The 10,616-nt window shown below is 68.0% G+C and carries 9 protein-coding genes and 1 pseudogene; 6 read left to right on the top strand and 4 right to left on the bottom strand.

The window, feature by feature from the left end; genetic code table 11:
* Nucleotides 1-5 precede the first annotated feature (5 nt).
* The 4 genes and pseudogenes from BME24068_RS29130 to BME24068_RS29115 form a co-directional block, all read left to right on the top strand.
* The gene (locus tag BME24068_RS29130) at nt 6-935 is read left to right on the top strand and encodes a 2-hydroxyacid dehydrogenase (protein ID WP_174928131.1); all 930 of its coding nucleotides are present in this window, start codon (nt 6-8) and stop codon (nt 933-935) included.
* Nucleotides 936-1,137: 202 nt separating this feature from the next.
* The gene (locus BME24068_RS29125) at nt 1,138-2,400 is read left to right on the top strand and encodes a Zn-dependent hydrolase (RefSeq protein WP_174928130.1); all 1,263 of its coding nucleotides are present in this window, start codon (nt 1,138-1,140) and stop codon (nt 2,398-2,400) included.
* Nucleotides 2,401-2,457: 57 nt separating this feature from the next.
* Nucleotides 2,458-3,687 carry a diaminopropionate ammonia-lyase gene (locus BME24068_RS29120; RefSeq protein ID WP_174928129.1) on the top strand — a complete coding sequence of 410 codons (1,230 nt, stop codon included), beginning with the start codon at nt 2,458-2,460 and terminating at the stop codon, nt 3,685-3,687.
* A 64-nt stretch (nt 3,688-3,751) separates the two neighbouring features.
* Nucleotides 3,752-4,319 (top strand): annotated as a pseudogene (locus tag BME24068_RS29115) (APC family permease); the annotation flags it as partial.
* Between the two features lie 100 nt (nt 4,320-4,419).
* Here the strand turns inward: BME24068_RS29115 and BME24068_RS29110 are convergent.
* Entirely contained in the window at nt 4,420-6,366 is a 1,947-nt protein-coding gene (locus tag BME24068_RS29110) for a Xaa-Pro dipeptidyl-peptidase (RefSeq protein WP_174928128.1), read from the bottom strand.
* Between the two features lie 500 nt (nt 6,367-6,866).
* Between BME24068_RS29110 and BME24068_RS29105 the strand changes: the two genes are divergently transcribed.
* The gene (locus tag BME24068_RS29105) at nt 6,867-7,676 is read left to right on the top strand and encodes a hypothetical protein (protein ID WP_174928127.1); all 810 of its coding nucleotides are present in this window, start codon (nt 6,867-6,869) and stop codon (nt 7,674-7,676) included.
* A gap of 35 nt (nt 7,677-7,711) precedes the next feature.
* On the opposite strand, the gene BME24068_RS29100 is transcribed toward BME24068_RS29105, so the two are convergent.
* From BME24068_RS29100 to BME24068_RS29090, 3 genes are all read right to left on the bottom strand, one after another.
* Entirely contained in the window at nt 7,712-7,939 is a 228-nt protein-coding gene (locus BME24068_RS29100) for a hypothetical protein (protein WP_239007810.1), read from the bottom strand.
* Nucleotides 7,940-8,097: 158 nt separating this feature from the next.
* Nucleotides 8,098-8,943 carry a GNAT family N-acetyltransferase gene (locus BME24068_RS29095; protein WP_244110701.1) on the bottom strand — a complete coding sequence of 282 codons (846 nt, stop codon included), beginning with the start codon at nt 8,941-8,943 and terminating at the stop codon, nt 8,098-8,100.
* A gap of 128 nt (nt 8,944-9,071) precedes the next feature.
* On the bottom strand, nt 9,072-9,410 hold the full coding sequence (locus BME24068_RS29090) for a helix-turn-helix domain-containing protein (protein WP_174928126.1): 339 nt from the start codon (nt 9,408-9,410) through the stop codon (nt 9,072-9,074).
* 78 nt (nt 9,411-9,488) lie between these two features.
* Here BME24068_RS29090 and BME24068_RS29085 point away from each other — a divergent pair, with 78 nt between their 5' ends.
* Entirely contained in the window at nt 9,489-10,394 is a 906-nt protein-coding gene (locus BME24068_RS29085) for a hypothetical protein (protein ID WP_174928125.1), read from the top strand.
* The last annotated feature ends 222 nt before the right edge of the window (nt 10,395-10,616 follow it).

Raw genomic sequence — 10,616 nt, 5'->3', positions numbered from 1 at the left:
CTGACATGAAACCCGAGTTGCTGGTCCTCATCGCATTGCGCGGCGACGCGCATCGCCTGATCGCCGCGTCATACGACGTGCACTACGCGCCGACCGCCGACGAACGCGAGCGCGCGATCGCCGCACACGGCGGCACCGTTCGCGCGGTGCTGACCAACGGCAGCACGGGCCTGGCCGCCGCCGACATCGATCGCCTGCTGCAACTCACGTTCGTCAGCGCGCTCGGCGCGGGCTACGAGCACATCGACGTCGCGCACGCGAAGGCGCGCGGCATCACCGTGGTCACGGGCGCGGGCACCAACGACGATTGCGTCGCCGATCACGCCTTCGCGCTGCTGCTCGCCGCCGTGCGCGGGGTGGTGCGGCTCGATGCGGCGACGCGCGACGGCGTGTGGCGCGATGCGCTGCAGATGCCGCCGAACGTGTCGGGCAAGAAGCTCGGGATCGTCGGCCTCGGCAAGATCGGCGAGAAATGCGCGCGTCGCGCGGCCGGCTTCGACATCGAGATCGGCTATCACAACCGCTCCGCAAAGCCCGTGCCTTACCGCTTCTTCGACCGGCTCGACGCGCTCGCGCAGTGGGCCGATTTCCTGATCGTGGCGACGCCCGGCGGCGCGGGCACGCGCCACCTGATCGACCGCGCGGTGCTCGATGCGCTCGGGCCCGGCGGGTTTCTCGTCAACGTGTCGCGCGGCAGCGTTGTCGATACCGCTGCTTTGGCGGATGCGCTGCGCGAGCGGCGCATCGCGGGCGCCGGGCTCGACGTGTACGAAGGCGAACCGGAGCCGCCGCGCGCGTTGATCGAGCTCGACAACATCGTGCTGACCCCGCACATGGGCGGCTGGTCGCCGGAGGCGCTCGATCGCTCGGTGCGGCAGTTTCTCGACAACGCCGCGCGGCACTTCGCCGGGGAGCCGGTGCTGACGCCGGTGTAAGCAGGGGCCGTGCGCGTCGTCGCGGGGTGGGCCGGCGACGAACGCGATCTGATACGCATGTGTCGCGGCCGGCCCGCGAAGATGAGAAAAAATTGCATCGAAGCGGTCAATTGAGAGCCGAAATATCGATCGGCCTGAAATAACATTTCACTCCATCAAGCCCGGCAATCGGCCGGGCGCGTGCCGCGCATGGAGACGATCGATGAAACCCCCCGCAGGACAGCAGCCGGCGCTCGCGCTGGATGGCGCACTTCTTCTCGACCAACTGCGACGACTTGGCGACATCGGCGTCGACGCCGACGCGGGTGGCCGCACGCGGATCGCGCTGACGGATGACGAGCGGGCCGGGCGCGATCTCGTCGTCGAATGGATGCGCGAGCTGGATCTCGACATCCAGGTCGACCGCATCGGCAATATTTTCGGCACGCTGCGCTCGGCAGCCGACGACGGCAGCGAACGCCCGCTGATGATGGGCTCGCATATCGACACCGTGAAAAACGCCGGCGCGCTCGACGGGTGCTACGGCGTGCTCGCGGGCCTCGCCGTCGCGCGGGCCTTTCGCGATGCAGGGATCAAGCCGCGCCGCTCGATCACGGTCGGGGCATTCACCAACGAAGAGGGCATCCGATACCAGCCGGACATGATGGGCTCGCTGGTTCATGCCGGCGGCATGTCGGTCGACGCGGCACTGGATACGGTCGGCATCGACGGCACGCGCCTGGGTGACGAACTTGCCCGGATCGGCTATGCCGGCGCACTCGAACCCGGCGCAATCGTGCCGCATGAATATCTCGAACTGCACATCGAACAGGGGCCGATTCTCGAGGCCGAGCGCATCCGCATCGGCGTGGTCGAGAACCTGCAGGGCATTTCGTGGCAACAGGTCACCGTGCAGGGCAATGCGAACCATGCCGGCACGACGCCGACGCATCTGCGGCACGACGCCGGCTGGGCCGCCGCCGCGATCGCGACTTTCCTGCGCGAGCTGACCGTGACGAGCGGCACGACGCTGGCGACGATCGGCATGCTGCGCATCGAGCCGAACGTGATCAACGTGATTCCGCGCAAGGCCGTGTTCACGGTCGACCTGCGCGATCCGGACGAACTGCGCCTGCAGGACGCGGAGAAGCGCCTCGCCGAATTTCTCGACAAGGTGGCCGGGCAAGAGGGCGTGCGGATCACGACCGAGCGCCTCGTCCGTTTCGAGCCGGTCGTATTCGATGCGGGCCTGGCTGCCGAAATCGAGGCGTCGGCCACGCGGATGGGCTTCTCGAACCGCCGCATGACGTCGGGCGCCGGCCACGACGCGCAAATGATCGCGCGCATCGCGCCGGCCGCGATGATCTTCGTGCCGAGCCGCGGCGGGATCAGCCACAACCCGCGCGAACATACCGACGACGACCAGCTCGTCGATGGCGCGAAGGTCCTGCTGGACGTCGTGCTCAGGCGCCTCGCCGCGGACTGAGCGTCCGTTTGATCGATTCCGTTTTCCCGCTTATCTCTGCCCTGGAGCACCCTGGTCATGTTGACTGCCAATCCGCGCGCGACGCGTACGTCCTATCCTGCCGAACTGAAGCGCATCCTGAGCATCGATGCCGCCGAGGAAAGCCGCAAGTGGCTGTCCTGCTGGGACAAGATCGAGCCGCAGGCTACGCCGCTGCTCGACCTTCCCGGCGTAGCCAGTAAAATTGGCATTGCCGATCTTTATGTCAAGGACGAGTCGAAACGTTCCGTGCTCGGAAGTTTCAAGGCGCTCGGCGCCCCGATTGCGCTGGTGCGGCTGATCCTGCGGATGTGGCCCGGCCACGATCTCGATCCGGCTGCGCTGTTCCAGGGCCGCTATCGCGATCTGCTCGCGCATTTCACCGTGATCAGCGCGACCGACGGCAACCACGGGAAGGGGCTGGCCGCTGCCGCGCAGACGCTCGGCTGCCGCTGCGTGATCGTGCTGCATGCCAACGTCAGCGTCGAACGCGAGCAGGCGATCGCGGCGTATGGCGCGGAGATCGTCCGGATCGCCGGCAACTACGACGAGTCGGTCGAGGAGGCCGCGCGGCGCGCGGCCGCCAACGGCTGGCATGTCGTGTCGGATACGTCGTACGACGGTTACGAGGACATTCCGCGCGACGTGATGCAAGGCTATGGCACGATCGCGGCCGAAGTGGTCGAGCAGCGCGATAGCCGGCCCGACCGGTGCGCGTTCACGCACGTCTTCCTGCAGGGCGGCGTGGGCGGGATGGCGGCCGGCCTTGCCAGCTATCTGTGGGAATTCCACGGCGCGCATCGTCCGCGCTTCGTCGTCGTGGAGCCGCAACAGGCCGACTGCCTGTACCAGAGCGCGCTGGCCGGCCGGCCCGCGCGCGCGACGGGCTCGGTCGATTCCGTGATGGCCGGGCTCGCATGCGGCGAAACGTCTCCGCTCGCGTGGAAGATCCTCGAACCCGTCATCGACGATTTCATGACCATTTCGGATGACGATGCGGTACAGGCGATGCGGGTGCTCGCATCGGGCAGCGAAGGCGACGAGCCGATCGTCGCCGGCGAATCGGGCGTGGCCGGGCTGGCCGGTCTCGCGGTGCTGCTGCAACATCCCGATCTCGCCCGGCGGGTCGGGATCGACGGCACGTCCCGCGTGCTGCTGGTCAATACCGAAGGCGCGACCGCGCCGGCGACCTACCGCGAACTCGTCGGCGAAACGGCCGAGGCGGTGCTGGCGCGGCAGTCCGCGTGGCGCGCCAGCGCGGCCCGCTGACCGTCGCCCGTCGCCCGTTCGTCGCCGGGCGCATGAGTCCGGCGACGGCATTCCTCTTTCCGGCATCGCGCTCGTGTTCATGTTCTTCTTTCGCGGCTGGGGCACGCTGGCCGTCGTGATTTCGGTCGCGACGGTCATCTCGTTCCTGACCGGGCCGGTGAGCGTGATGGCGCTGCGCACGCATGCGGCCGATCTGCCGCGACCGCTGCGCGTCGCGTGCATGCCGGTCGTCGCGCCGTTCGCGTTCGTCTGCGCGTCGCTGGTGCTGTACCGGGCGTGCTGGCCGTTGACGGGGCAGATCATCCTGCTGATCGGCGTCGTGCTTATTACCAGTCGAAGAACGGTTGGGCCGACTTCCGCGCGGCACTGCGCCCGGCGCGTGGTGGCTGGTGGCGTACCTGCTGGTCATGGCGTTGCTGTCGCGATGCGGCGGGCGCGAGTTCGGCGGGTACGGGTTCATCGCCGACGGATGGGATCCGGTCGCGGTGGTGATCGTTGCGCTCGCGTTCTATCGCTGGGGTGTCGCCAGCGGGTGGCACAGGCGCACGACGTATCTGCGCGAATACGCGACGGAGCGGCCGGCGGCTGCGGCGGATGACGCGATACCGCTGCCGGCGACACACGCCGGCTGACGCGCGGCGGCACGCGGCGCGGTGTCGTGTACGTGCGCGTGCGGTCGTTTTCGACCGCACGCGCATCATCCGGAAACGTGCACCGCGTGCGCGGTTTCGATCAGGACGACACCAGCGGCACCGTGACCGACGTGCCGGCCGGATCGAGTGCGAGCCCCGTGCCCGGCGTCGGCCGCAGCGTCGCCTCGTTGTCGCTCGACAGCACGACGAGGCCCAGCCGATGGCCGGCTTCGAGCGTGTAGTCGCGTGGCATGAACGTCAGCTTCAGGTCGTACGGCATGCCCGGAAGCACCGGCTGCGACAGCCAGTCGGACACGCGGTTGCGCGGATCGGTCCAGGCGCGCGTGACGATCGTCGCCGTGCCGTCCGGCGCGCGATCGACCAGCAGCGCGGTCACGTTCGCGGCGCCGCTGAAGGTCAGGCGCACGCGTGCGGTCGCACTGCCCGAGAGGCGCGTTGCGGCCGTGAGCGGGGCGGTTTCGAAGCGGCTGCGATGCGCGCCGGTCGCCGTGTTGGCCAGCGTGAGCGCGGGGATCCGTGCGTCGTCGGTGAAGCGCGCGAGCGGGCCGCCGCTCGGCATCCGCAGCAGCGTGCCGGTGCCCGCGCCGTCGCCGCCCGCGAAGTAGGCAACCGGCGTCGCGTGCCGCGCGGCCCAGTCCGCTTCCTTCAGCAACGTGCCGTCCGCCTGCTCGATCACCGCGCGCGGATCGCGTTCGACGCCGTTGTCATAGCCGACCAGATAGCGCGTGAACCAGCGGTTCACCTCGGCGGTCCACGCATCGGCCATCGCCGGCACGCGGGTCGGGTCGGTGTGCTTCAGGCGATGCAGCCACAGCTGCGTCGGCACGCCCTGGCGCCGCATCGCGAGATGCCATGACGTCGACTGGTCGACGCGCACGTTGTCGTCGGTCAGCCCCTGCGCAACGAGTGCCGGCGCGACCGCGCGCGCGGTCGGGATGTCGCGTGCGGCCCAGAACGGCGAATAGTCGCCCGTCGTGCGGTCTTCCTTCTGCAAGGCCTCGTCGATCAGGTGCGTGCAGCGCTCCGGATGCGCGTTCGTGAGCAGCGCCTTGATGTAGACGTCGACGTCCTCGCCCTGATAGCCCTCCGGCGCGCGAACGAGGCCGCCCGAGCGGTAATAGCCGTACATGTTCGACAGCCCGGCGACCGGCACGATCGCATCGAGCCCGCGCGTGCGCAGGCTCGCGACCATCTTCGGCAGCGTGCCGTCGTACGACACGCCGTACATGCCGACGTGGCCCGTCGACCAGCTCGCGACGATGTTCTTGCCGTTTGCATCCTTCGCCGTCGCATCGCGGCCGAGCCAGCGGATCACCGACGCCATCGCGACCGATTCGTCGCGCGTGAGGATAGTCGGGCAGCCGTCGGAACCGGCGGTGCCGAGCGAATCCGCGTAGACGATCGTGAAGCCGCGCGGCACGAAGTAGGTTTCGATCCATGAACGGCCGGCGGCGGCCGCTTCGAGCTGCTGCTGAATGCGGACCTGCGGCGCGGCGGCCATGATGTGCGCGGACGCAGCGCCCTCGGCGGCTGCCGCGGCATGCGGCGTGCCGTCGAGTTCGACGTCGACGTCATGGTCCGGACTGTCGGCGAGCCCCGCGTAGTAGGGGCTTGCGAGCACGATCACGGGCGTGCGCGCGCCGTTGGCGGTTTCGGCCGGACGCACGATGCGCACGTGAATGCGATCGCGTTTGCCGTCGCCGTCGGAGTCGACCGGCGTGTCGACCCACGCGTTGTCCTCGATCGTGCCGCCCGACAGCGACGGCTGTACCTGACCGTTGTCGATCACGGGCCGATAACGTCCGCCGCTGGCCGGGTTTGCATACGGGACGCCGGAAGGAGAAATACGCGACGCGAGCGATGGGGCACTGGCTGCCGCAGCGGCCGCTTCGTCCTGCTGGCCTTGTGCGAGCGCGGATACGCCCGCGACGCTGCCGCCATCGTCACCGCCGCATGCGGCGAGCGTTGCGGCTGCAACGAGCGCGGGTAGCCATGCGCGGCGCGCGCCGATTCGATGAAAGTTCAATGTCGACCTCGTTTCTTGTGATTGTCCGGAACCGGCCGACCGCGATATGCCCCCTGCGGCCCGGCCGGGTGCTGCATCGGATGAAGCGGAACTGCACCATCAAAGGCGCGGGCGAGATGCCCGCGTGTCACGGCAATCGCGTTGCTGTCGGGCGGCACTCGTTACCGCGGCGGCGGTGCGATCAGAGAAAAGGAGTGCGAATCAAATACGAGCATGCCTGGGCGACCTTCAGGTTTCGGATGAAACGGAACGGCACGATGCGATGAGGCGGGGATGTTGCGAACGGCGGTGCTGCAACGGCAGGAAAGCGCGACGCGAGTCGGCATGGCTGGCCGGATTGCTTTCCGGAAGCTTGCGCAAAAGTTATCTCAGTGAAATGTTCGTGTCAAACTTTTTTAGTCTCGATCAAACAATGTTTCCTTCAGACGCCAACACGGACGCTCAACTTTCCCGGAATCGATCCGTAAACAAATAAAAATAATCTGAAAGGAGAGAGGGCAATGACGATGTCGGTCACGGCGGCAGGCAGCCTGTCGCTCGCGCAGATGGCGCAGGCGGCGCTCGACGGGCGCCGGGAAACGGGCGCGGCGGCGTCCGGGGCACCGCAGGACGCGCCGCTGACGGTCCGGGAGCTGGATCCCGTGGCGATGCAGGCGGCGTTGATGAAGCAGTTCTCGATGGTCGGCGATCTGACGATGAAGCTGCGTGGCGTGGCCGACTCGCTTGCGACGAGCATGCAGGAAATCATCGCGAAGCGCCCGGATCTGGCGGACGCGCAATTCGACTTCATGACCGACAACGGCCAGATCAAGGTCGTGTCGAAGACCATGAAGGACAGCGATCGCGCGTGGGTCGAGTCGACGCTGAATGCGAACGCGGGCCTCGTGCGCGCGACACGCGATTTTCACAAGCAGGCGGTCGATCTCGCCGCGCAGGGCGCGGCCGTGCGCGGCGAGACGTTCACGGACGACGATCGCGCGGCGGTCAGCCGCGGCGCCGATGCGCGCTATCAGTTCATGAGCATGCTCAACACGTCCGTCGCACGCAATCAACCGCTGTTCTCCGGCCAACGCGTCGTCGCGCAGGATGGCACGCTGCTGAAGGTCGAAGCGTCGGCCGGCACCGCGAGCGGCACGCTCTCGCTGCTGAATACCGTGCATCAATTGTCGTCGGGCGCGGCGATCGTCGTCGACAAATCCGGCCACAAGACGTACGGCATGCGTGTGGAACTCGTCGGCCTCAATTTCGACGTGCTTGCCGATTACACGCCTGATGGTAGCAACAGCATCGGTTTCCACGAGACTGCGTAACGGCGTGCTGCTTGCGCTACCTGTGCCGATTGCGCTTATTCGTCGCGCAGCGTTTCGGCCGGCCGCACGCGTGCGGCGCACCGGCTCGGGTATAGCGTCGCGACGCACGACATCAGGAATGCGGCCGCGGCGATCGCGATTACGTCGGCCGTAGCGAGTGTCGACGGCAGCGTGCTGACGAAATACGCGGACGGCGTCAGGAAGTGGATGCCGGGCAGCCGCGCACGGCCGGCAGCTATACGGTGCGGGTCGTCGACGATCACGGGCGCAGCGATCAGCGGCCGCTGGGGGTGGGGTTGGAGCAGTAGGCGGGGAGCGCGCCGTGACGGTTGCCGCCGCGTGACCGAGATGTCGCGGCTCGGTCGCGCGTGTTCGCCGATGTCGTTTGCGGACGATCGATCAGGCCGGCCCGTCCGCGCCGTCATCCCAACTCGAACGACGTCACGCCGAACACGCGATCGATCGCAATCGCGGGTGCGTGTTGCGTGTACATCCGCGCGGTTTCGAACACGCTCGTCATGCCGTGCCGTTCCGCCAGCGCGACGGCCGCGGGGTTCGCTTCCGGTACGTCGAGCACGACGACCTCGCCGGGCATGCGTGCCGCCAGCGCACGCAACAGCCCGGTCGCGACGTCTGCATCGTCGGCGAAGAGCGGGCCGATCTTGCAGCCCGCGTTGCAGCGGCGCACGACACCGTATCCGGCGACGCGGCCGGCATCGAGCGCCGCGAGCGCGACGGCGTCGGGCTGGGCGATCCACGCGGAGACGAAGCGCTCGCGCGCGGCGGGGAAACACTGGCGATCGTACGCAAGCAACTGCTCGAACGGCACGTCGGCCGCTGCCGCCACCTGCGCGCATCCGATGCCGCTGACATGCCCCTGATAGCGAATGTTGCGGTACGCGAGCCGGAAGCCGGACTTCCTGTAGTTCGCCTGCTGGGCCACGACGCCGTCGAGCCCAATGTTGCGATCGCCAAGGTAGCGCATGCCGTGCCGCCAGATTCGCATGCCCAGGCCTTTGCCGCGATACCCGGGTTTGACGATGTAAAGACCGAGGAAGCCGAAGTGTTCGTCGTACGCGACGGTGGCGATGCACGCGACCGGCTCGCCGCGCCACACGCCGACGAAGAAGCCGGCCGGATCCGCTTCCCTGAAACAGGGCGGGTCATGCCGGCCGGGGTTCCACCCTTCGGCCGCCGCCCATTCGACCGACATGGCGACGTCGTCCGCCGACATGGTGCGCACGATGAAGTCTTCGTCTCGATCCACGGTTCGCCCCGAGGCTGCTGACCGGACCATCATAGTCCCGGCGACGGGTATCGGCACGGTCATTTCGTGCAGTCATAGGTGCGCGCGTTGCCGGCCGGCGCGGACGGCGCTTCGTTCCCGCTGCACCGTCATCCGTCGTCCGCCTTCGCCTGCAGATCCTTCAATCCCTGAATCACGACCAGCAGCGCGCGGCCGTGCTCGTCCGAGCCGTCCCACGCGTCGACGATCGCGTCGCGCAGCAGGTCGTTGTAGCGGCGGCGCGTCGGCGCGGTATCGACGCCATAGAAACTGCATAGCTTGTTGAATGGCGCGCTGCGCCGCAGCCGATGCCCGTTCGACAACCGCAAACGCGACACGGTCGGCTGGCTGACGCCGGAAAGCCGCGCGATTTCGCTGGACGAGCGCGTGTCCGCCATCAAGCGGCGCAACAGGTCTTGAACAGGAAAATCGTGATCCGGGGCTTCCATGCGATGCATTATACCTATACAGTTACGGTTGTTGAATGGGCTTGCTGTCACCGGCGAGGCTGTATTCCGAGAAAGTTGATGACACTGAAACACCTCCCTCCCACCTTCTGCTGGACGAAGATCGGTACCGAGTCCGGCGAGGAACTGCCGACCGTCGTGCTCCGCAAGGAATGGGAGCGCCGGCTCGGGGGCGGGCGTTTTCTGTGGGGGATCAACCAGCCGCTCGGCAGCAGCGCGGAAGTCGCCGCGCATCGCACGGGCTCGCTGCTCGCGCTGTTTTCGCCGGTCGCGTCGCGCGCGCGGCCGGGCGAGCGCAAGCGCGAGGACGCGCTGCTGTGGAATGCATGGGTCGACGCAAGCGGCCAGGTGCGGCCGTTGCCGCCGCACACGTTCATCGCGAGCCGCTCGACGCTGCCGTCGGGCCGGCGTCGCGAACAGCACTACGCGCTGGTGTGCGCGTCATCCACCGCGCTGACGGTCGGCACGCAACTGCGCGTGTTCCCGGATCACCTGCGCAGCGTGAGCACGGGCAAGCCGCTCGGCGTCGCGCAGGGCGCGGCCGTGGTCGACTGCATCGGGCGTGCGAAGGAACAAACGGGAAAGAGCTATCCGCTTGCGCTGTCGGTCGAACTGGAGGCACCGTATTTCGTGCGGCTCGCACAGCCGTGCGTGCTGAAGGCGCGCGATCTCGCCGACGTGAACAAGGCGACGCGCGCCGGCGATTTCGATCGCTTCGTCGAACTGGTCGCGCGCCTGCGCGGCCGGTCACCGACGGATGCCGTGCGCGGCGTCACGCGCGATCTGTTCGACGTGCCGCCGATCGAAACGGCGGCCGCCTATGTCGCGCCCGCGCATGTGGCGCGGTTGCGCAGTCGGCCGGCTGCCGAGCACCCGCGCGAGCCCACCGGCGATCTGTTCGATCTGTCGTCCGGTGAAGCGGCGGCGTTCGGCGGCTTGACGCATCCGCGCATCGGGCGCGCATGACGTGTGCGCCGCTGAGGTGCGGCGTGTGCATCGGCAGCGAAACCGATGCGCATGCAACGCACGCGCCGGTGCGGCCGTCGTCACGGCGCGCGCAAGAATTTGTTGCAATCTCGCCATAGCGGATCCGCGAACCCGGAGCGACAATCGGCTCGAAGCACGCCGTGCGGCGGCCGATGCGCCGGCAGGCGGTTGGCGATCGTTCACGCCGTCGACATGCGCGCG

Source organism: Burkholderia anthina (assembly GCF_902498995.1).
GTDB lineage: Bacteria > Pseudomonadota > Gammaproteobacteria > Burkholderiales > Burkholderiaceae > Burkholderia > Burkholderia anthina.
Note: the sequence above shows the minus strand (reverse complement) of the source record. Positions and strands in the feature narration are given on the sequence as shown.

What these genes read in the sequence shown, in the direction of transcription:
- BME24068_RS29130 (WP_174928131.1), top strand. Translation starts at nt 6, where the DNA reads ATGAAACCCGAGTTGCTGGTCCTCATCGCATTGCGCGGCGACGCGCAT.
- BME24068_RS29125 (WP_174928130.1), top strand. Translation starts at nt 1,138, where the DNA reads ATGAAACCCCCCGCAGGACAGCAGCCGGCGCTCGCGCTGGATGGCGCA.
- BME24068_RS29120 (WP_174928129.1), top strand. Translation starts at nt 2,458, where the DNA reads ATGTTGACTGCCAATCCGCGCGCGACGCGTACGTCCTATCCTGCCGAA.
- BME24068_RS29105 (WP_174928127.1), top strand. Translation starts at nt 6,867, where the DNA reads ATGACGATGTCGGTCACGGCGGCAGGCAGCCTGTCGCTCGCGCAGATG.
- BME24068_RS29090 (WP_174928126.1), bottom strand. Translation starts at nt 9,410, where the DNA reads ATGGAAGCCCCGGATCACGATTTTCCTGTTCAAGACCTGTTGCGCCGC.
- BME24068_RS29085 (WP_174928125.1), top strand. Translation starts at nt 9,489, where the DNA reads ATGACACTGAAACACCTCCCTCCCACCTTCTGCTGGACGAAGATCGGT.